Origin of the sequence: Neobacillus rhizosphaerae, assembly GCF_050477885.1 — a bacterium.
Lineage (GTDB): Bacteria > Bacillota > Bacilli > Bacillales > Cytobacillaceae > Neobacillus > Neobacillus rhizosphaerae_A.
This window is the reverse complement of the sequence record NZ_JBCNAC010000105.1, coordinates 48477-70336: the sequence shown is the minus strand read 5'-3', so window position 1 is coordinate 70336 and position 21860 is coordinate 48477. Positions and strand designations below refer to the sequence as shown.

Below are 21860 nucleotides of genomic sequence, written 5' to 3'. Positions count from 1 at the left end.
TTCTTTTTTTGTCGGGGTGCTTATTAAGCCCTCAGGTACTGCTTGTTCTACTGGTTGATAATTTGTTTCCACGAGCTCACCACCTTAGATGTATTTGTTTCCTTATCTTTATAATAGAATTTAGTGAACAAGATTTTAAGCTAGCAGATTTTGATTAGGGTATCATATTTTTGGTTTTTGAGAATGACATAAAAAAAACGATACCACCGCCATTGGTATCGTTTTCACAAAATCGTCAATTTTGTGCTTTTCACTCTATTAACTGTAAACGATCATCCTTAGAAGTACAGTAAAAGAACCTACTCATTGAATAGGTTCTGCTAACTGTATTTCTATTGAGCCCAAACTATCGTATGGCCTCCTCAATACTCAATAATTCATGAGGACTAAACTCAAGATTTTTTAACGCTGCGACATTCTCTTCAATTTGACTAACCTTACTGGCTCCAATTAAGGCCGAAGTTATTTTCCGATCCCTTAGTACCCAGGCAAGAGCCATTTGTGCAAGCGATTGACCCCGATTTTTTGCGAGGTTGTTAAGTTTTTGAACCTTCCTTACAACCTCCTCGGTTACATCACTCTTCTTTAAAAAGGAATTTGTTTTTGAAGCACGAGAATCCTCAGGTATTCCATTAACATATTTAGTAGTGAGTAACCCCTGAGCAAGCGGTACAAAAGCAATAGAACCTACTTGTTTTTCCTGAAGCAAGTCAATTAAACCGTCCTCAACCCACCTGTTAAATAGTGAATACGCAGGTTGATGTATTAAAAGAGGCGTTCCAAGCTCTTTCAATATCTCAATTGCTTTCATTGTCTCTTCAACCCCATAGTTGGAAATTCCCACATAAAGTGCTTTTCCCTGTCTTACTATGTGGTCCAAGGCCAACATCGTTTCTTCAAGTGGCGTTTCTGAATCTGGTCTATGATGGTAGAAAATATCTACATAATCAATGCCCATTCGCTTTAGACTTTGGTCAAGGCTAGAAACTAGGTACTTTCTTGAACCCCAGTCACCATATGGTCCTGGCCACATCCCGTATCCAGCCTTTGTCGAAATAATCATCTCATCCCGATAACTAGAGAAATCCTTTTTAAGAATGGCACCAAAATTTTCTTCCGCAGATCCTGCAGGAGGTCCGTAATTATTAGCCAAGTCAAAATGAGTTATCCCCAAATCAAAGGCTTTCCTTATGAGCTCTCTTCCATTTGCAAATACATCATCCCCACCAAAGTTATGCCACAATCCAAGAGAGATAGCTGGAAGTTTCAAACCTGAGTTTCCGCAGCGGTTATAAATCATCTTGTTATATCGTTCTGTACTAGGCTGATATGTCATCACCAAAACCTCCATCTTATATTACACATATTTTAGCGCTCTAAGGGAGTTACCAATTAAGTGGGGATCCAGCTATTTCTTCCTCCCACAATTTCTCCAGTTCTTCTACTTGTTCCTGTTTCATCTGCTTCTCAACAGCAGAAACATTCATGTTTAGCTGCTGAATATTTTTTACTCCTGGAATAACAGAAGATATTTGTTGAAAAGATAGGATAAATCGTAAAGCAGCCTGTGCCATGGATTCTTCAGGTTCGAGCACATCCCTCAATTTCGGGAGAAGGGATGCTCTCTTCGTAAGTTGTTCAACATCCCAGCGACTTCGAATATCTGTAAATACGCTATCCTTATCATATTTACCAGATAACCATCCTGAATCTAGTGGAACCTTAATGATCAGTCCCAGCCCATTTTCTCCCGCCTGTTGGAATGCTTTCTTAGCTTCCTGATGAAAAATATTAAACATTACTTCTATTACTTTACTGTTAGTAGAATCCATTATCTCGAACATCTCTCTACTGGAATCAACAGAAGCACCATAAGCCCGAATTTTCCCCTCTTGCTTTAGCTTTTCCAATTCATCAAAATGACCTGTGTTTCCTTTCAAACACTCAAAGTCTGGGTTGTGGAGGAGAAGGGAATCCACATATTCTGTATTGAGTCTCTTTAAGCTTGCCTCTAACGTGGACCGAATGAACTTAGGGTCAAAATTGAGCGAACCATCCGAATGATGTCCAAATTTCGTATTAATTACCGCTTGATTCCTTCTACCTGAAAGTGCCTTACCGAGAAGTTTCTCACTATTGCCACGCCCATAATTAGGAGCCGTATCAAAGAAATTACACCCGCTGTCAAGCGCTTCATGGACAAGTCTTACTGCTTGATTATCGCCCATTTCTCCCCAATCTAGTTGATTCCCAAGCTGCCATGCACCAAATCCGATTTCCGAAACCACTATTCCCGTGCTGCCAAGCTGTCTATAATTCATCCTTAAACCCGCCTTATCTCTCCTATATCCGCTTGCCTTTTATTGCCTACTAAATAGTTCGCTCTCGTATAATTTCAGCATAACGAAGCCCACTGTCTTTTATGATTCTTTCTTGAGTTTGAAAGTCCACATACGTGATCCCAAATCGTTTTTCATAGCCAAACGCCCATTCAAAATTATCAAGAAGAGACCATAAATAATAGCCCGCTATATCCATTCCTTCTTCATTTAACTCAGCAATGGCTTTAAGGTGACGTTCTACATATTCCTTCCGTTCGCCGTCATGAACTTTTTTGTCATCGGATACCACGTCATTAAAAGCTGCACCATTCTCAGTAATATAGATTGGAAGAGTGGTATATTCTTTACGAAGACGATAGATTAACTCTTTAAACTCATTTGGGCTTATATCCCATCCCATTGCCGTTTTGGAATAATCCGAATATGAATTTTTATAAAGAAAATCAGATGCACCATTGTATTCCACTAGACCTCGGCTATAGTAATTAATTCCAAAGAAGTCACATGCCGTTGATATTACTTCAAGGTCTCCCTGTTGGATAAAATCAAAAGAATGAACATATTTGGAAAATAGATTCAGCATATCAACTGGATAATAGCCTTTTAACACTGGGTCTAGAAACCAACGGTTAGCATAGCCATCTGCGTTATTGACAGCAAGAGAATCATTGATAGATGTACCGTTAGAATACATTGGCGATAAGTTTAGAGTTATTCCAATCGGGGTTTCCGATCCCCTTTTTCTCTTAAGCAGATTTACTGCTTCCCCGTGTGATAGGAGAATGTGGTGTACAGCTTTCAGTGCTTCCTCCATATTGGTATGGCCCGGAGCGTGAATACCTTGATGGTATCCAAGAAATCCCGCACACCATGGTTCATTATGCGTTATCCACATACAAACTTTGTCGTCCAACTCTTCAAAGCATTTCTCTGCAAATTCTATAAACCATTTTAACGACTCACGATTTGTCCATCCGCCTTGTTCATGCGCCCAAAGTGGGAGGTCCCAGTGATAAAGTGTTACTGCAGGTTTGATTCCATTTTTATTTAATAGATTGATTAGCTTTTTGTAAAACTCCATTCCAGCTGGATTGTATTTCCCTTTTTCCGGGTAAATTCTTGGCCAAGAAATGGAGAATCTATATGAATCCACTCCAAGATTCTTTAATACTTCAATATCTTGCTCGTACAAATGGTAGTGATCACAAGCAATATCACCATTTTCCATGTTGACCACTTTTCCAGGTATCCTTGAAAATGTATCCCAAATTGATAGCCCTCTTCCATCCTCTTGAAAGGCTCCTTCAATTTGATACGCCGATGTTGCACTACCGAAAATAAACTCTTTAGAAAATCTACTCATCGTTATCACCTCTAGTTATCTAGCTATTTTCTGAAAAACTTTAATATAGTCAATCTCCATTTTCTGAGGAAAGCAGGTTGAATCATCTGGATTTCCCGGCCACTTTCCACCGACAGCTAAATTAACTTGCAAGTAAAACGGTCGATCAAACGGAGCAAATCCGGGGTGTTCCGAACCGGTTTCTTTATGATTGCTAAACCATTTGTTTTGCTTGGCATATAAAACGCCGTCAACATACCATCGAAATTCATCTGGTTCCCAATCCAGTGTGAAGATGTGAAAATCCTCAGAGAATTTTTTATTGCCAGGCAGACTATAATTTTCCCCTGTGTAAGTGTGTGGCATTCCATAATGGAGTGTTCCATAAACGGTACCAGGCTGATGACCAATAAGCTCCATAATGTCAATTTCTCCACATGCAGGCCAGCCAGAATAAAGCTCCATATCCTCGGGCATCATCCAAATGGCAGGCCATATTCCCTGACCTTCGGGAAGTTTTGCTCTAATTTCAAATCGACCATATTTCCAGGTTGCTTTCCCTTTAGTCGTTAGTTTTGCAGATGTGTAATTCATCCCTTCATATTTCTCTTGTTTTGCCTCTAGAATTAGTAGATTATTTTCAATCCTTGCATTTTCTTCTCGAGCCGTGTAATACTGTAATTCGTCATTGCCAAAGCCCCAACCGCCCTGTGTATAATTCCAATTTGTTTCATCTATCTTTTCACCAGTGAACCTTTCCTCCCAAACTAGGTTCCATACATCTGACTGGAGTTCCACACTTGAAAGCGCACTCATTTCTTCGTTAGGAATAGCCTTTTTAGATTCCAAAATTAGGTGTCCCCTTTCTATCAATGATCGTAAAACGGACCTTTTATTAGGTTCTTTTATCATTTTACCTTTGCTGCTTCGATTTCTTCAGACTTATAATTTTGTTTAGGGTACCAAAATTTCGGGGTAATCCTTCAAACATAAGGTCTCTCTTCCTTCTTCCAATTGAAGAAAAATCAGGTTATTAACATTTCAACATTGTAAACGATGATGATACGTTCAGACCTTAAGATTTCATTTGGTGTGATTACTTTGGTACTGTGGAGTATCTTTACTGTTGTCATGGGAATGATTGACATTAATTCAAAAAAGGCAAGAAAGGTCGTTGAGGGAGAACCCTTAGTAGTTGTCAAGAGTGGCAAGATTTTGGAAAAAACACTACAAAAAACAAGGCTGAGTACGGACAGCTTAAACGCCATGCTAAGGCAAAAAAATGTATTCTCTAAGGCGGATGTAGAATTTTCCATTTTTGAAACGGACGGAAAGCTATCGGTGATGAAAAAAAATAGTAAGCAACCCTCTACGGTAAGTGATTTAAATGGGCAAACAAAGCAACCAAACATTTATCCAGTGTCTACACCCATCATTTCAAGTGGAATCATTGACGAAGAAAATTTATCAAAATTAAACTTAAATCAAAATTGGGTGAATCAACAATTAAAACAATCTGGGATTCAAGAAATTTCCGAAGTGTTCTATGGAGAAGTACAGCAGGATGGTTCTTTATATATTGATAAGGAGCAGGATGATTTGCAGTAAGATAGGTTAAAATAATCCCCATAACTTTGTCACCCCGATAATAAACTACTCCGACATTACCATAAAACAGTAAAAATAGCTTTATATGCGTTCGATGCACTAAAGCCAAATAAAAAAGCCCTAAAGCAAGGGCTTTTTTATTATGAAAAAAATGAGGTTGGATGCTTTTAATTAATAAAAGCAAGTTGCTCCAATGATAATTAATAAAATAAACAAGACAACGATTAAGGCAAAACCACCACCGTAACCATATCCGCCACCGTAACCGTAGCCACCACAGCCACAGCCACCAAAGCCGCCGCCGAATCCTCCATAACCGAGCATTAATATCCCCCCTTTCAATCAGTATTATTTAATTAATAAAATCCTCCGCCATATCCTCCGCCCATAAAGGACGCTCCAATAATAATAAGCAGGATAAACAATACAACTACTAATGCGAAACCTCCACCAGCTCCTACACCATCCATTTAATAACCTCCTTTTACATCTGTTCAATACAAAATATGATTAAATCCCAAAGGTGTTAGGACTTTTGCGAAATATAAAAGCCCAATCTGAACTATTAGAGAAAATCATTGTTAAACTTGCCCTGTTGATTTCCGCTCCAATCAACAGGGAGAGTGAAAAAAAAGCTGTGTTTATGTCTTCTTGCAAATACCTTTAATAAATGTTAAACTTTAGAAGAATTATTTTTGTTCGGTGTAAAGGATAGTATAAGATTAACTTTTCGTCTTGATGATCACTGAGTGCAAGGATAGTAACACATTGTGTGCAAAGCACACAGCAGGAGGAACTACAAATGGAACAAGGTAAAGTAAAATGGTTTAACGCAGAAAAAGGATTCGGTTTCATCGAGCGTGAAGGCGGAGAAGACGTGTTCGTTCATTTCTCAGCGATCCAAGGCGAAGGTTTCAAATCTTTAGACGAAGGTCAAACAGTTACATTTGACGTTGAGCAAGGTCAACGTGGAGCTCAAGCAGCTAACGTGCGTAAAGCTTAATAATAAGAACAACTAAAACAGGCTCTATATAGAGTCTGTTTTTTTATTTCTTCTTTTAAAAACAAGGAGCCCCACTCATGAATGAGTAGGGCACATGTAAACAAGGAAATCAAATGGTAAACAAAGTGTATCACATAATCTTGAATTCTCCTAATTACCTTTGAATAGTAAGTTTTATTAATGGAACAAGCCTTAGTTTATTCCTATAAATCACTTGTCAATTTTTCCTATTATTCGGATGTATACTTAATTATTCATTTTCTTTTGTAGTAGGAATCTCTAATGTATTACCTCGACTACTATTTAGTAACTTTTTTTATAACTACCTTCTACCAATCTAATCATATCGCGCCCTGATATCTTTTCTGTTTCATGATAACCTTCTTCATCACGCAAACTCAAGTACCAGCTGCTATCGTTATCTTCATTTAACCTATACAACTTATTGGTAACAACATTTGTATAAAAATCTCCATTTCTTAGCCTCATACTATCCCCCCTCTCTAATGTATATAAACTGTATTATGCCCAAGATACTGACCTGTACCACGGGGACGGTTCTCTTGGCGTTTGCAAGAACTGTCCCTGTCATCATAGAACCGTCACCTTGGCACTTTGGAAGGGGCTCAATGGAGGAACTCGATCAATGTTTTTATGGATTATTATGACGCATATCACAGAACAAAATCCATTATGGGTATAGTATCGTGAAGGTAGAGACATCTTGGGAGGCTAGATTATGGGACGATATGAACAACAAAGAGAATTTTTAAAATCAAATTTTCTTGAATTCAAACACATTAAGACCGATAAGGCTAAGGGGATGCCAAAACCGCCGGCTGTTAAGCCCTATGACCCCTCATCCATCATAATAGATCTGCCTGAAGTTCATGAGGATATTATAAAAAGGCAAAGTATTTACGAATGCATAAAGGAAAGGAGAAGTACTCGGCTTTATTCTGAGGAAGGATTAACCCTTGACGAGTTGTCCTATCTATTATGGGCTACACAAGGCATCACTGGTACGAATAAAGGCGGACTTATGCTCCGAACTGTCCCGTGCAGCGGGGCCACACATACATTTGAAACCTACCTTTTCATTATGCGGATAGAAGGCGTTCAACAAGGGGTTTACAGATATCTTCCAATAGAGCACAAACTCTTATTCATACATGAATTATCTGAAATGGATAGCAAAATCGATGCTATTACACTAGACCAGCCATTTGTTCCTAATTTCGCCACAAGGGCTGCCGTGGTATTTGCATGGAGCACTACTCCTTACCGTTCTGAATGGAAATATGATATTTCTGCACATAAGAAGATTCTCATTGATGTTGGACATGTATCTCAAAACCTTTATTTAGCTAGTGAATCTGTGGATGCAGGAGCATGTGCAATCGGTATTTATGACCAAAAATTAATCGATGAGGTATTAGGCTTGGACGGGGTTGAAGAATTTGTCCTATTCCTCGGTGCAGTTGGAAAAAAACGAAAATAAAACAAATGGGAGTAAAGGTTAACTATATATAGGTAATTAGTTAAGGATAGTTAAGCCTGTATCGACGATTACTAGGTAATCAACGATACAGGCTTTTTTATCAAAATTTCTTATGGGACTGCTTCTTATCAGTTCTTCTGTTCGCCCATTCCATCAAGTTTCTTTGAAAAGTTGTCGAGCAATGCACGCACTTCATCTGTTGATTTCGAGTTCATCAATTGATTTCTTAATTCACCAGCCCCAGGGAATCCTTTGACATAGATCTTAAAAAAGCGATGAAGAGCCGTGAACCGTCGTAACTCTAAATGCGAATATTTATCATGAAGATCCATATGCAGTCTTAAGAGATCAAGTAATTCCTGACTGCTATGAGCTTTCGGCTCCTTTTCAAAGGCAAATGGATTATGGAAAATACCACGGCCAATCATAACCCCATCGACACCATATTGATGGGCGAGCTTCAATCCAGTTTGACGGTCAGGAATATCCCCGTTGATCGTCAAAAGGGTATCTGGTGCCACCTCGTCACGAAGTTTTTTAATCTCCGGGATCAGCTCCCAATGAGCATCTACTTTGCTCATTTCATCCCGTGTACGCAGATGAATGGAAAGATTGACGATGTCTTGTTCCAATATGTGTTTTAGCCAGACCTTCCATTCGTCTACATCCGAGAAACCGAGCCTTGTCTTGACACTTACGGGCAATCCTCCCGCTTTTGCTGCTTGTATTAATTCTGCTGCAACTTCCGGGCGGCAGATCAGGCCGCTTCCCTTCCCGTTCTGTACCACATTGGGTACGGGACAACCCATATTGATATCCAAACCCTTAAAGCCCAGTTCCGCCATACCAATACTCATTTGCCGGAAGTTTTCAGGCTTGTCCCCCCATATATGAGCGACAATTGGCTGTTCATCCTCTGTAAAAGTCAAACGCCCGCGCACACTTTTGATCCCATCTGGGTGACAATAACTCTCACTGTTTGTAAACTCTGTAAAAAACACATCAGGTCTAGCTGCCTCACTCACTACATGACGAAAAACAACATCCGTCACTTCTTCCATGGGTGCTAGTATAAAAAAAGGTCGTGGTAAGTCACGCCAAAAATTATCTTTCATATTGAAATTCAAATCCTCTCATTATGGGAGACCAGGACAACACCCTGTCCCAAAATTAAAGAGCAGAATGTCCCTGCTTCCTTTACACTTATACCATGATTAAGTACTTTTTATCAAACGGATTGGAACTGTTTATTTTCACCAAATCGGTGATTGGTTGGGAAATTTTCATTTTAACTTCACAAACTCTGTACATGCAATTAAAATCCTAAGGCAAAAAAAATAAACAGAAACCTGGTCCGGTTTCTGTTTATTTTAATACTATTTTCGCTACTATTTCGCAATGTGTGGACTGTAGTTGCTAACACACGAGATGCTGACGGGTTTATTTATTCTCCAATGGAATTTCAAAAGTAAATGGTTTTAAATCCTTTGATGGGATAAAGCTTGAAAAATCAAATAGCAACATTGTATTTTCCAGTTTAAAATTCTCAATCCTTTCTTCTCCGTTTAAGTCAAAAGTAGATTGGAAATGTGCTGTTTCCTTATCCATCATTTTTACTTTATTAAACGGAATACCGTGGTTTTTAGGTGGCCATGCATTTTCCGGGTCGATCTTCGTTAAATATTCCTTATCAACCAACCAGAAAAGGTATTTCAAATTATGGTTAATTGTTTCAAGTTTGCCTTTACTCAAATTCTTCGGAAGCCCTGTAAGTTGATAATCTATTACCACTTTCTTACCTTTTTGAGTAACATCATTTACCTGCAGACCAAAATTGTACCTTGTGCTTTTTAATGCAAATGTTTTTTTGTCCAAAAGCTGTTGTACTTTTGGATCTGCTGCAGATAACCGAGGATAAAAGGTAAGTGACGTAATATCTGGATCGAGCTTGGTCATTTCTCTCCTCATGGTTCTATGATATCCATCTTCTTGTTTCGATTCCTCGAGATAGGTTGGGTTCTCAAACCTATACACTTTTCCTCTATTATCAACCGCTTTTTCTATATAAATATCATCACCCTTGTATTTCTCCACGGTCTCATAAATAAGCGATGAGGATGCTTTTGCAGTGAGTATCTCTTTAATACGGATTTTTACCTCGTCTTCCGGATATCCTTGATCCTTGTTAATAGCAAGTGTACTATTTTTTTCTTGCTTAATTGGAATATCAAAATTCCATTCTCCTTTTATCCCGTTGATATTATGAATCGTTATTGGAAGAGTAGAATTCTCCTTGAATGATTTATAGGGATAATTCATTTTCCATTGAAAATTATATCCATTCTCTACTTTCTTAATGTCATTTGACTTTCCATTTAGCCAAGGGTCATGATCCCCTTTTCTGTGTTCAAAGTTTACATCAAAACTTACTTCCCCTTTTTCGTTATGTCCTTTTTCAACATCTTCATCTACAAATCCCGTAATTGATACCACATTGCCATCAAAATAAGCGCTGGTCAATTTTACAGTTACCCCATTTTTGGTAAGTGATTGATTTAATTCTGTAACTGCAGCCTGGTTAGCTAATTCCAAGCCTGTTGCATCATTAAATTCTTGAAAAATCCCGCCTATTAATGGAGTTTTAGCTAATACTCTATTCATTGTAGGATTAACAAATCCTGAGGCAACGGTAATTCCAAAAATAGCAGCAGCAGTCGCCACACCTGCAAGAGCCTTCTTTTTCTTTGCCTTTCCCCTATTGCCTTCCTTATTCATCCCTTTGGAAATGGCGCTAAATACTTTTTCTTTGGGCACAGGTATTTGCTCTATTGCTGTTTTGAATTCCTTGTTATCCATGGCATTTGTCCTCCTCATTTTTATAGGACTTTTTTAACTCTGCTTTCCCTCTACTTAAATATGTTTTTACAGTGCTCTCTGGAATTTCCATGACACTGCTAATCATTTTTATCGAGTAATCGTAATAGTAAAATAAGATAATCACAGTACGGTAATTCTCTCTCAGCTGATGAATTGCGTTTAGCAGCTGTAAAGATTCTTCAATGTTTGGATCTGCCTGACCCTGCAGGTTCGACAATATCTCATCACTCAACGGAACAACATTGCTTTTTCTCTTTAGGACATGTCCCGAACATCGTATGACAATCCTGGTGAGCCAGGTCATAAAATACTCCGGATTTTTTAACGAATGGATAGATGTAAAGGCCTGATAGGTTGCTTCTTGGACAACATCCAATGCATCTTCTTCGTTATGTACATAAAGATAGGCAGTTCGGTAGATTCTTTCATAATGTTGTTGAATTAACTTTTCAAAGGCGCTTTTATTACCTTTGATTGCTTTTTTAACTAGCCGGTGGCTTTCTATTTCCATCTTTTTTGCCCCCCTTTACTAATTAGTGGAATCTATACTCAAGAAAAGTTTCAAAAAGTTAAAGTTTTTAATTTTTCTAAGGAAAAGCATAACATGGAAATAAAATCCGAAGTTCAAAAAAATAAGCAGAAACCTGAGTAGGCTTCTGCTTATTACAAATCATTTTAACATGGTTGCTTGAAGGAATTCTTTTGTACGTTGCTCCTTTGGATGATCAAAGAATTCATTTGGCCGATTTCTTTCGATAATTCTACCATCGTCCATGAGTACAATCCAATCAGCAACCTCACGAGCGAAGCCCATTTCATGGGTAACCACTACCATGGTCATTCCTTCATCGGCTAACTCCTTCATGGTCGCCAATACCTCACCAACTAGCTGCGGATCAAGGGCAGATGTCGGTTCATCAAAAAGCATAATATCCGGCTTCATGGCCAGCGACCTGGCAATTGCCACACGCTGCTTTTGACCACCTGACAATTTGCTAGGATAAACATCGGCCTTATCCTCAAGACCCACCTTTTGGAGCAACTCCTTTGCTTCAGCAATGGCCTGGTCTTTTGGGATTTTCTTTACCATGATTGGTGCTTCAATGACATTTTCAAGGACAGTTTTATGTGGGAAAAGATTAAAGTGCTGGAAAACCATCCCCACCGTTTGGCGGATATTGTTAATATTATGGGTTTCCGGGCTAATCTCTTCCCCGCGGATTGAAATTCTCCCACCGCCCCTTTTTTCTAAAAAGTTAAGGCATCTTAGTAGAGTACTTTTACCAGAGCCAGATGCTCCGACCAAACAGACAACTTCACTTTCATACACGGACATGTTTATATCTTTTAATACATGTAAATTGTCATAAGATTTATGTAAGTTTTCTATTTTAATCATTTCTCGTTCATTCACTTTATCGTCCTCCTATCGATCACTAACTGCCAATCTCTTTTCGAACAGGCTCACCAGCATTGTTAATACTGCAACAAGTACTAGATAATAAACGGCTACTATTAACAAGTAGGTCATTTCATCGAAATTATTGGAACCCAGTGTGGTCGAAACATTAAACAGCTCATTCATGGAAATAAAAGCTGCCAGAGATGAATCCTTAAGTCCAATAATAAATTGGTTTCCAAGGGGAGGCAGTGCCCTCTTGAAAGCCTGTGGAAGAATGATACGGCGCATTGCTAGTATTCTGGTCATGCCGAGAGAGCGTGCCGCTTCCATTTGCCCTTTATCAATGGACTGAATCGTCCCCCGAAAAATTTCTGCGATATAGGCACCGTTATGGAAGGCGAGTGCAAGAGCCGCTGCCCAAAAGTCAGGTATGAGGAAAATACCGCTGAATCCAAAATACAGAATGAATATCTGGACAATGAGTGGAGTTCCCCTTACCAGGAATACATACGCATTTGAAATATAGCCTAATACTTTAATCCTTGATATTTTTAAAAGAGCAAAAAATAATCCGAATAAAATCCCAATTAAAATGGAGACAACTGTAAGTTTTAACGTCAACAGCGCCGCATCTATGAAAAGGTTTTTACTGCTGATAAACGTATGTAAAAAGTGAGAAAAACTAGGCAAAATAATAACATCCTTTCTTTCTAATGATCAATCTATTATTCTGGTTTTTTCGTAATATCCTCCCCAAAATACTTTTGACTGATTCGGGATAGTGTTCCATCGTTACGAAGTCTTTGAAGTGCATCATTAATCCGCTTGAGCAAGATTGGATTATCCTTCGGAACAACAATAGCCTGCTCGCTTCGCTCGATTAACTGCTGACCCTGAATTTTGAATCCTTCCTTTTTTGCACTTTTACCAGTGACAAAATCGGTAATAACGGCGTCATGCCGGCCAATACTTAGCGCTTTTAATGCCGTTATATCACTGTCATACATTTTAATATTGCTGGTATACTTTTTGGCTGTATCCGCATAGGTGGATCCCTTTGCTACGGCAACTTCTTTTCCTTTTAAGTCATCTACTGTTTTAATCTTGCTGTCAGGTCTTGTGAAGATCTGTGGACCTGAGTAATAGTAGGGTGTGGAAAAATCAACTTGTTTTGCGCGTTGGGGGTTAATGGTATGGCTGGCAACGGCTGCGTCTGCCCGTCCCGTTTTAATGCCCTCGATGAGCCCTTTGAATTTCATCCTCTTCTGGACTGGTTCAAGGCCCAGCTCCTTTCCTACTGCGTTTCCTACCTCAATATCGAAACCAGTCATCGATAAATCTTCATTGCTAACATAGCTAAAGGGCTTAAATTCTCCTGAAGCTGCAAAAATAAATTTCTGCTTATCTATCAGCTTTGTTCCATCTGCCAGCTGGTCTTTTTGGATACAGCCAGTCAGCATCCCCATAAGAAATATGCACGATAGAAAATTTATGTATCGTTTTTCCATGCTTGATTTTCTCCTCTCTCGTTCAAGCTATACTGCTACTTTCCCAGCATTGATGAAAAGGACTGCTCTTCTGCTTCTGAAGCAGAAGAGCAGTCCTCATGTTTTCATTCATGAAGCTCGAAAGTTTTGCAAGCTGTTTCTTCCACAGTATCAGCCTTTCTGCTGCCGTGTGAACCTATGACATAAATGGAGTCAGCCACACATTGGTCACCATCAGCCCAATACTTGCAGTTTTTAACATTACATTTCACATCCAATTTCATATTGTGCCACCTCCTCTATAAGGTTTTCTTTTTTAATACCCCCTTCAAAATTGGTTGAAACAAGATTTTTTCACCAATGCATTGCCACTGCCAAAGCAGACTGATCATTTCTCAAAAAAAAAAGCCTAATCCCTAAAAGATTAGACTTTTCATGTATTTAAGATTATCTTCGTAGTGGTTTACATCCTTTTTCCTATTCCCATTTAAACACTAAACTGGCTAACACAAACCCACCTAATAACCAACATCCTAATACAAGAGTTTCCGTTCCCAATTGAAGAAAAGGGGTTCCAAGATTCATCGTTTCCCTCAAGGCAGAACTTAAATGAGCAATAGGCAGTACCTTAACAATGGGTTGAATAATATCTGGCATATTACTAATCGGAAAGAACACACCTCCAAGAAACAGCATGGGAAACGTAACAAATCCTGCGATTGGCCCAGCACTTTCAGGATTTTTCGCAATCCCTGCAATAATAAAACCAAGTGACATAAATGCAAGGGTGCCAAGGACAATGAAGAAGATCAAAGAAAGCCAAGAACCTACGACACTAATACCGAATACTAAATTAGCAATTAGAACGACCAATAGAGCTTGAGTTCCATTAAGTAATAAACGAGCTGTGATTTGAGCAGCGATAAAGGTGGAGGCTTTGAGTCTCGTTCCTTGCATTCTCCGCAAGATCCCTCTTTCCCGCCAGGCAGCAATTTGTCCAGCAACACCATTCATGTTATTGCTCATAATCATCATAGCAACAATTCCTGGGACGAGGAAATCGACATAACGAATATTTCGGGCTTCTATGCCTATTTTTTCAACCGTCACTAAAGGTTTGTAGCCAACCAGTGCTTTACTATATTGATCAATGATGCCATTTACAACGGTCAGGCCGAGTTCCGAGGTGGTGAGATTTTTCTCATTATAATAAACTGGAAGGGAAAAGGGGTGTTCCTTGTCCTTTAAGTTTGCTTCATACCCTTTTGGAATTTCAATAAGAAGCTGGATTTCTCCATTTCTCAGGGCTTGTTTTCCATTTTGAACTTTTCCATAACTTATGGTTTTTAGTCCCTCGTACTTGTCAAACAGTTTCTTTAGATCCTCCGAGGAACTTGTTTGTTCCAAGTCGATTACCCCTACGGTTAACGATAGATTATCCTCCTTACCTGCAAAAGAACCAAGAGCTAGCATTAAGATAATCGGAAAGAGTAAGGTAAAGAATAAAACCTGTTTATTGCGAGCAAAGATTCTTAATTGTGCAAGAGTTAACTGCCAGTAAGCTCTCATGACTCTCTGATACTCCTTCCGGTCATATGAATAAAAACATCCTCTAATGTTGCTAAACGTGTTTGTAAATCCTCAATTTTAAATAGATGTTCCGTAGAGGCCTGAATTAAGGATGTTAAAGCTGTTTGTAAATCATCTGTATATAACTGGATAAAGGTATCTTTTATAGACACTTCTTTAACACCATTTAAATTCAAAAGTAACTCTTTTTCAGGCGAATTGCTTAAATGGAACTCTATGGTGCTTGTTGATTGAAGTTTCTTCACTAAATTGTCTGGCGTATCAAGAGCAATCAATTCTCCTTGATCCATAATCCCGATGCGGTCACAGAGCACATGAGCTTCATCCATATAATGTGTGGAAAGGATAACTGTTTTTCCGCGATCCTTTAAACGTAGTACAATGTCCCACAAGGTTCTTCTTGCTTGTGGATCGAGTCCAGTCGTTGGTTCATCGAGAAACACAATTTGCGGGTCATGTATAAGAGCTAAGGCAATAGCAAGACGCTGCTTTTGTCCGCCGGAAAGTCCTTTAATACGGGCATTTTTCTTCTCTGTTAAAAGCATTTCATCAATTAATTCATCGATGTTTACGTGGCTTGGATAGAAACTTCCATACAATTTCAGAATTTCATTTACTTTCAATAATTCAAATAAAGAAGTGGACTGAAGTTGAACTCCGATGACCTCTTTGACTTTGTTCACTTCCTTTTTCACATCAAAGCCTGCGAGTGCAGCGGTTCCTTCATCTGGCTTTCTAAGACCTACTAACATTTCAATCGTGGTTGTTTTTCCAGCACCATTTGGTCCAAGGAGACCAAAAACCTCTCCTTTTTCCACCTGAAAGGATACCCCGTTAACCGCGGTGTGAGAGCCGTATCGTTTTAATAGACTTTTTACATCTACCATTATGTTTTTAAGCATAGCAAGCCTCCTAAGAACATTTATGTAATCCTTATATTGGAATTTAAGAATTCAAAAAAAGAAACAGCCATTTGAAGCTGTTTCTATCTCAATTATACGCGATGATGGTCTGCACGCCAATTCCGAACAGCCTTTTTAATGTCATCTGGTGAAAGGTTCTCTTGAACAGTTCGCTCAACTAAATCTACGAATTCTTCGTCAGCTGTAAATCTTAGTGCAATCACTTGCTTCAACGATAGCTTCGAGTCTAATAGCTTCCCAGTTAAACGATAGTAGCGGAAATTTTCCTCCGTACGAATGATTCGATCCTGTAGCTGCAGGGCATATCCTCTTAGTTTAACTATCACAAAGAAAAACAACAACGCAAAACCTAACACAATTCCACTTAGAAACAGCTGACTTCTTACATGTTGAAAGAAAAACACAATCGATAAAATGAGCATAATAAGTCCAAGCAAAGCTGTCCCAAAATGATAAAGCGGGTCAACTTTTCTGTGATTTTTATAGTTTTGGTTCATTGGGGGGAAAACCTCCTTTTTATTAAGTTTACCATCACTCATTCTATTCCTAAATGTTTTCCTTATGCCTTTAATGATTAATTTAACGATAGCCACTACTTCTAGGACATCGCAGGCAGGGCTTCCTTTGTTACCGTGACGAACAATTAGAACACAACCAATTCTTTCATTTTTTGTTGAACTATTCCCACATAGGAAAACCTCATATCATACATCCTAGTTCGGTTGTATAATATACTTTTATCCTATTTTGATTTGCCCAAGTAAATATAATTCAATAATTGCATTTAATTAAAAAGGGGCAGACTTCAATTTAGCTCAAAAATCGAATTACATTTTTCACAAAAATAACTTTCAGATAGAAAAAGCAGCTAAATTCTAGTAAGATATTCACATGTGACATTAGATAAGGGGTTAAAAAAATGAGCGTATTAAACGTAAAAAATTTAAGCCACGGTTTCGGTGATCGTGCGATTTTTAATGATGTATCTTTTCGACTTTTAAAAGGCGAACACGTTGGACTAGTTGGGGCAAATGGTGAGGGTAAGTCTACTTTCATGAATATTGTTACTGGAAAGTTGCAACCCGACGAGGGCAAAGTGGAGTGGTCACGAAAAGTTCGTGTAGGTTATTTAGATCAGCATGCTGTCCTTCAAAAAGGTACTACGATGCGTGAAGCTTTGAGTACTGCTTTTCAATATTTATTTGATGCTGAAGCAGAGATCAATGAACTTTATGCAAAAATGGGTGATGAAGGTGCTGATATCGATGCATTACTTGCAGAAGTTGGAGAGCTACAAGAAACGTTAGATAGTAATGATTTCTATCAAATTAATTCAAAAGTTGAGGAAGTTGCTCGTGGTCTAGGATTAGACGATGTTGGACTCGATCGAGATGTAGATGATCTTAGCGGTGGGCAACGTACGAAAGTTTTGCTAGCTAAGCTTTTGCTAGAAAAGCCTGAAATCCTATTACTAGACGAGCCTACGAACTATTTGGATGAACAGCATATCGAATGGTTGAAGCGCTATTTACAGGAATATGAGAATGCATTTATCTTGATTTCACATGATATTCCATTCTTGAACAATGTTGTTAACTTGATCTATCACATGGAAAACCAAGAGTTGAATCGCTATGTTGGTGACTATGATAACTTCTTAAATATTTATGAAATGAAGAAGCAACAGCTAGAGTCTGCTTACAAGCGTCAACAACAAGAAATTGCTAATTTGAAGGATTTCGTTGCTCGTAACAAGGCAAGTGTTGCAACTCGTAATATGGCGATGTCTCGTCAAAAGAAGCTCGACAAAATGGATGTTATTGAATTGGGGAAAGAGAAACCGAAACCAGAGTTTAACTTCAAAGAAGCTCGCGCAACTAGTCGTTATATTTTTACGGCTGAAGATCTTGTTATTGGTTACAACGAACCACTTTCTCGCCCTTTGAATTTGAAAATGGAACGCGGACAAAAAATTGCATTCGTTGGTGCAAACGGTATTGGGAAGTCTACTCTTTTAAAAAGTATTCTTGGGTTGATTAATCCAATTTCGGGTAAAGTGGAACGTGGTGAGTATCAACACATCGGTTACTTCGAACAGGAAGTTAAACAGTCCAACTACAACACTTGTATTGAAGAGATTTGGAGCGAGTTCCCAAGTATGAATCAGGCTGAGGTCCGTGCTGCTCTTGCAAAATGTGGATTAACGACGAAACATATTGAAAGTAAAATCGAAGTCCTTTCTGGTGGCGAAAAAGCCAAAGTTCGATTGTGTAAAATTTTAAACACAGAAACGAATTTATTAATTCTAGACGAACCTACCAATCACTTAGATGTGGATGCAAAAGATGAATTAAAGCGTGCTTTAAAGGCATATCGCGGAAGTATCTTGATGGTATCCCACGAACCTGATTTCTATCGTGAAATTGCGACTGATATTTGGAACTGTGAGGATTGGACTACGAAAGTGTTTTAAATAAAGATTAAGGGGTACCCAATGAGAAAATTCCACTTGGGTACCCCTTTTCTATCTATTTCAAAATTAATTTTGCAACAGCTTCCACATGGCTCGAGTGGTGATGGCAGACATATTGATGTAGTGGTGTTTACCTTAGCATATTTAAAAATCATACCGGAACAAAGCTAAAATAATCTGAGAGCAAGATTATTGGGAAATGTTAACCAAGCTGTAAATCTCTTTGTGCTTCTTCTATTGCTTCTCTTTCTTTAATATATTCTTGATTATAATCACCAATTATTTTTAAGTTCTCTTCAATTTTTAATCTTTGATTTTCATTTCCAAATTTGATGATTAATTCTGCTCCCATATGAATATAAGATTTCGGTTGAGCCAAGATATGTTGACTTACACTTAAAGTAAAAATTTCTTCAAGTTGTTCAATTATGAACTTGAACAACTTATTTTTAGCTAAAATAAATGTTCCTACGTTTCGGTAATTAGTTTTTGTGATGTACTCATCCAACTCATATTCTGTAGAAGGAAAACATTTATTTTTAAAATATGATTCTATTTTCTCGTCTGTTAAATATCTTGTAGAGTTAATGAATAAGCCTATCAATATTTCTTCATTTTTTAATAAGCCTGAGTGCTTATTATTGAAAGTAAAGTTTAAAATATTTTCAAAATCATCATCAGATTTAATCCAATTATTTACCATTAATTTAATTTCATCATCAGAAAAGTAATGATTCCAATTTAGCCAAAGAGTGTATGCATCACTTTGATTAAAATTTATAAAAAAACACTCATCTGAAATATTAATATATGCTCTTTGTACTGCTTTTTTTAAAACGGATAATTCATTTTTATTAATATTAGTTTGCTTTAAGTAATTATGAATACCTATTGTAAATAAAATATTTCCATCTTCCCAGAATTGAAGATCAAATACGTGGTTTTCGAAATGCAAATTTCTTGCTATTGTTTTTGCTAACGATAAAATACTATCGATTCCCTCAAACTTAGTATTTTTTCTATATTTAAGATGATATATATCTTTCAGAATATGAAGTAATTTTTCTTGGTGCGGTCCACTAATTTCTTCTATTCTTAGTCCAAGCTTACTATTTAATTCAGCTGCACTAAATTTTTCAATTAAATTTATATACCCTTTCTTAACTTCACTTAAACCCCCATCTCTTAAAAGAGTTATCAAATCAGTTAACTCTGTTTGCGATATTTTGTTTGTTGGAACTCCATAAACAAAATATTGGTCAAAAAATTTATAGCTACATATTCTCTTGTTTTTCTCCCATAAAATTTTTTCACTAGATTTAAACTTCTTTAGTTCTTCTCCAAATAAACGTACTATAGAAGGGAATAAAGTTTCAAGAATATCCCTATACTCATTTATGTTTTCAATATTATTTAGTTTATTCCTATCACCCTCTGTAAAGGTACTCTCTTCATTAATTAATACTTTTTTATTATGGTAAATAAAGTTATAAAGATCTGAAGAGCTTACCTGTATCATAATCAAATAAAGTAGATCATTTATATTCACTTCACTTTTTAGTAATGGCAAGTAGAACTGAACTAAATTTTTATACCTATATATGTTTCTTGGAGAGTATTTTAAATCTATTAAACTTTTAACTATTTGTATATCATTAGCACCTTCAATATTATTCTTTTCAATAACATCTCTTATCTGCTCAGAAAAGAATGTTTCCAAATCATTATTGTCTGGTTTAGGCAAATAAATTGGAATTTGAATAAACTTCTCAATATATTTCTTAGCGTCTTCAAAATTACTATCTGCGTCAACTTGGTATATGCTTGCTAAAGATTTTTTAACTATTTCTTCATCTAGAGCCATTATATATGTTACCCTCGGGAAATCTGCTATTAGTCGGACCAACTTAAACATCATTCGTATTTCATTGCCTTCCAAACGGTCAATATCATCTATATAAACAACAATTCTTTTAGGAAATTTTAATAATAAATTTTCAATTTCTTTTTTTAGTTCTGTTAAACTCACATTTTCTCTAGTAGGTAGGAACTTATCAATCATTTCTTTAAAAGATACAATTGTTCCAAAACTACGTACACTGACTGTAGATATAATGTCAGCATATTGTTTAATGACTTTCCCTATTTTTGGATTGTAACCTCGTGTTTTTTTTATTTCTTCCAAAAAGTGAAATAAATAGATACGAATAATATCATGGTTATCTTTCCCAAAGTACCATGGTTTAAAGTCTATATATAGAATGTTAGATTCCTCACCAGATTCAATTTTTAAATTGCTACTATATTCTTTAACCATGTTATAGACCGAACTCTTTCCACTTCCCCATCCCCCCAAAAGACCTATAGTTAGACTTTCATTTTGTTGTTGATTTTCTAATGCTTCTCCGAGTTTATTTGCAAAGTCTGATCTATTTAGCTTATCTTCATCTTTTGTTTCTATAGGATTACCTGAATTATATTCATGGTGGGCATTCGGGATTTTATCCTGACTTAATTTCGGTATAAGTCGTATAATACTTCCAACAAAAAAATAAAAGAAAAGAACTAAGGAAAATATTAGTAAAATATCAAATAGATTTGATAACATACTTCCAGACCAAAAAGTTACTGGACCTCCAATTAGAAAGTAATTGGAAATAATACCAATAGTAAAGACACTAACTAAATAGTCAAACGTAGTAGTTAATGGCTTTACTCTAAATTTTATAATTGGAAGACTTATAATAATATAAAAAATGAAAGCACATAAACAAAGTAGACCTATTGAGCTATATACTCCCCACCATACCCACTCATAAGAAAATGTTACTCCAATTTTTTCACTAGCAATTTTTCTGACAAATGTTAATAAGATATTTATTAATATTATTATTGCTATAGAGTTAGATAAATTTTTTAAAATTGTTATTAATGTATCTTGTTTACTTATTGTATTTTTATACTTATCCGTTTTCTTCTGACTCATATTAATTCCCTTCTTGATAACGGTCCTAAAAATATAGAATTGACTATCTAGTAGCTTATTTGTTGCTTCAAATGAATACTTTTTTTCAATCGGATTCTCACACCATAGGGTAGTACTCAAACAAGCTGAATTTTCTTTAAATCTCGACCAGCTCTTTAAACCTTGATAAAATTCAAAAGCATTTTCTGGATATAAATCAACATAGTGCAAGCTATCATAGTATCATCTTTGAAGGCGCAATTCCTCTTCTCTTTTATCCCTGCCTCCTCTATAGATTCAGCAGTATTCCAATCCTTTATATTTGTTAGTTACCTATCTCGTCATTC

At 37.1% G+C, this 21860-nt stretch carries 23 protein-coding genes; 5 read left to right on the top strand and 18 right to left on the bottom strand.

Going from position 1 to position 21860, the window contains the following annotated elements; all coding sequences use genetic code 11:
• Positions 1-346: 346 nt before the first annotated feature.
• From mgrA to ABES03_RS14350, 4 genes are read right to left on the bottom strand one after another with little or no spacing between them, the layout of a single operon-like run.
• A complete protein-coding gene (mgrA, locus tag ABES03_RS14365; protein ID WP_430117977.1) occupies positions 347-1336 on the bottom strand; it encodes an L-glyceraldehyde 3-phosphate reductase in 990 nt (329 codons plus the stop codon).
• A 49-nt stretch (positions 1337-1385) separates the two neighbouring features.
• Entirely contained in the window at positions 1386-2321 is a 936-nt protein-coding gene (locus tag ABES03_RS14360; protein ID WP_430117975.1) for an aldo/keto reductase, read from the bottom strand.
• A 49-nt stretch (positions 2322-2370) separates the two neighbouring features.
• Positions 2371-3705: a GH1 family beta-glucosidase gene (locus ABES03_RS14355; RefSeq protein ID WP_430117973.1), complete on the bottom strand. Its 1335-nt coding sequence runs from the start codon at positions 3703-3705 to the stop codon at positions 2371-2373.
• A gap of 15 nt (positions 3706-3720) precedes the next feature.
• On the bottom strand, positions 3721-4533 hold the full coding sequence (locus ABES03_RS14350; RefSeq protein WP_430117971.1) for a glycoside hydrolase family 16 protein: 813 nt from the start codon (positions 4531-4533) through the stop codon (positions 3721-3723).
• A 252-nt stretch (positions 4534-4785) separates the two neighbouring features.
• Between ABES03_RS14350 and ABES03_RS14345 the strand changes: the two genes are divergently transcribed.
• Positions 4786-5292 (top strand): DUF421 domain-containing protein, encoded by a 507-nt coding sequence (locus ABES03_RS14345; RefSeq protein ID WP_430117970.1) that lies wholly within the window; start codon positions 4786-4788, stop codon positions 5290-5292.
• Between the two features lie 171 nt (positions 5293-5463).
• Here ABES03_RS14345 and ABES03_RS14340 read toward each other — a convergent pair whose 3' ends face one another.
• Both ABES03_RS14340 and ABES03_RS14335 read right to left on the bottom strand, forming a co-directional pair.
• On the bottom strand, positions 5464-5616 hold the full coding sequence (locus ABES03_RS14340; RefSeq protein WP_430117968.1) for a YjcZ family sporulation protein: 153 nt from the start codon (positions 5614-5616) through the stop codon (positions 5464-5466).
• A 32-nt stretch (positions 5617-5648) separates the two neighbouring features.
• Complete coding sequence (locus tag ABES03_RS14335; protein WP_205178538.1) at positions 5649-5762, bottom strand: YjcZ family sporulation protein; 114 nt, start codon at positions 5760-5762, stop codon at positions 5649-5651.
• Between the two features lie 332 nt (positions 5763-6094).
• Between ABES03_RS14335 and ABES03_RS14330 the strand changes: the two genes are divergently transcribed.
• Positions 6095-6295, top strand: coding sequence for a cold-shock protein (locus ABES03_RS14330; protein WP_042463323.1), 201 nt, complete (start codon positions 6095-6097; stop codon positions 6293-6295).
• Positions 6296-6598: 303 nt separating this feature from the next.
• Here ABES03_RS14330 and ABES03_RS14325 read toward each other — a convergent pair whose 3' ends face one another.
• Positions 6599-6784, bottom strand: a complete 186-nt coding sequence (locus ABES03_RS14325; RefSeq protein WP_430117966.1) for a hypothetical protein — start codon at positions 6782-6784, stop codon at positions 6599-6601.
• 250 nt (positions 6785-7034) lie between these two features.
• Between ABES03_RS14325 and ABES03_RS14320 the strand changes: the two genes are divergently transcribed.
• On the top strand, positions 7035-7796 hold the full coding sequence (locus ABES03_RS14320) for a SagB/ThcOx family dehydrogenase (RefSeq protein WP_430117964.1): 762 nt from the start codon (positions 7035-7037) through the stop codon (positions 7794-7796).
• Between the two features lie 128 nt (positions 7797-7924).
• Here ABES03_RS14320 and ABES03_RS14315 read toward each other — a convergent pair whose 3' ends face one another.
• From ABES03_RS14315 to ABES03_RS14270, 10 genes are all read right to left on the bottom strand, one after another.
• A complete protein-coding gene (locus tag ABES03_RS14315; protein ID WP_430117963.1) occupies positions 7925-8911 on the bottom strand; it encodes a tRNA dihydrouridine synthase in 987 nt (328 codons plus the stop codon).
• A 325-nt stretch (positions 8912-9236) separates the two neighbouring features.
• On the bottom strand, positions 9237-10652 hold the full coding sequence (locus tag ABES03_RS14310; RefSeq protein ID WP_430117962.1) for a DUF4179 domain-containing protein: 1416 nt from the start codon (positions 10650-10652) through the stop codon (positions 9237-9239).
• Positions 10645-11184: a sigma-70 family RNA polymerase sigma factor gene (locus tag ABES03_RS14305; RefSeq protein ID WP_430117961.1), complete on the bottom strand. Its 540-nt coding sequence runs from the start codon at positions 11182-11184 to the stop codon at positions 10645-10647. Before ABES03_RS14305 ends, ABES03_RS14310 begins: the two co-directional genes overlap by 8 nt.
• 159 nt (positions 11185-11343) lie before the next feature.
• Positions 11344-12087, bottom strand: a complete 744-nt coding sequence (locus tag ABES03_RS14300; protein ID WP_430117959.1) for an amino acid ABC transporter ATP-binding protein — start codon at positions 12085-12087, stop codon at positions 11344-11346.
• 12 nt (positions 12088-12099) lie between these two features.
• Entirely contained in the window at positions 12100-12765 is a 666-nt protein-coding gene (locus ABES03_RS14295; RefSeq protein ID WP_430117958.1) for an amino acid ABC transporter permease, read from the bottom strand.
• Between the two features lie 35 nt (positions 12766-12800).
• Entirely contained in the window at positions 12801-13583 is a 783-nt protein-coding gene (locus ABES03_RS14290) for a transporter substrate-binding domain-containing protein (RefSeq protein WP_430117956.1), read from the bottom strand.
• A gap of 104 nt (positions 13584-13687) precedes the next feature.
• Entirely contained in the window at positions 13688-13846 is a 159-nt protein-coding gene (locus tag ABES03_RS14285; RefSeq protein ID WP_308080830.1) for a DUF1540 domain-containing protein, read from the bottom strand.
• Positions 13847-14039: 193 nt separating this feature from the next.
• A complete protein-coding gene (locus ABES03_RS14280) occupies positions 14040-15131 on the bottom strand; it encodes an ABC transporter permease (RefSeq protein WP_430117954.1) in 1092 nt (363 codons plus the stop codon).
• Positions 15128-16054, bottom strand: coding sequence for an ABC transporter ATP-binding protein (locus ABES03_RS14275; protein ID WP_430117953.1), 927 nt, complete (start codon positions 16052-16054; stop codon positions 15128-15130). The genes ABES03_RS14280 and ABES03_RS14275 overlap by 4 nt, the downstream gene beginning before the upstream one ends.
• A 92-nt stretch (positions 16055-16146) precedes the next feature.
• The gene (locus ABES03_RS14270) at positions 16147-16572 is read right to left on the bottom strand and encodes a DUF6526 family protein (RefSeq protein WP_430117952.1); all 426 of its coding nucleotides are present in this window, start codon (positions 16570-16572) and stop codon (positions 16147-16149) included.
• A 422-nt stretch (positions 16573-16994) separates the two neighbouring features.
• On the opposite strand from ABES03_RS14270, the gene ABES03_RS14265 reads away from it, so the two are divergent.
• Complete coding sequence (locus ABES03_RS14265) at positions 16995-18548, top strand: ABC-F family ATP-binding cassette domain-containing protein (RefSeq protein ID WP_430117950.1); 1554 nt, start codon at positions 16995-16997, stop codon at positions 18546-18548.
• Positions 18549-18569: 21 nt separating this feature from the next.
• A complete protein-coding gene (locus ABES03_RS14260) occupies positions 18570-18719 on the top strand; it encodes a hypothetical protein (RefSeq protein ID WP_430117948.1) in 150 nt (49 codons plus the stop codon).
• Between the two features lie 31 nt (positions 18720-18750).
• Here ABES03_RS14260 and ABES03_RS14255 read toward each other — a convergent pair whose 3' ends face one another.
• On the bottom strand, positions 18751-21534 hold the full coding sequence (locus tag ABES03_RS14255) for a KAP family P-loop NTPase fold protein (protein ID WP_430117947.1): 2784 nt from the start codon (positions 21532-21534) through the stop codon (positions 18751-18753).
• Positions 21535-21860: the final 326 nt, after the last annotated feature.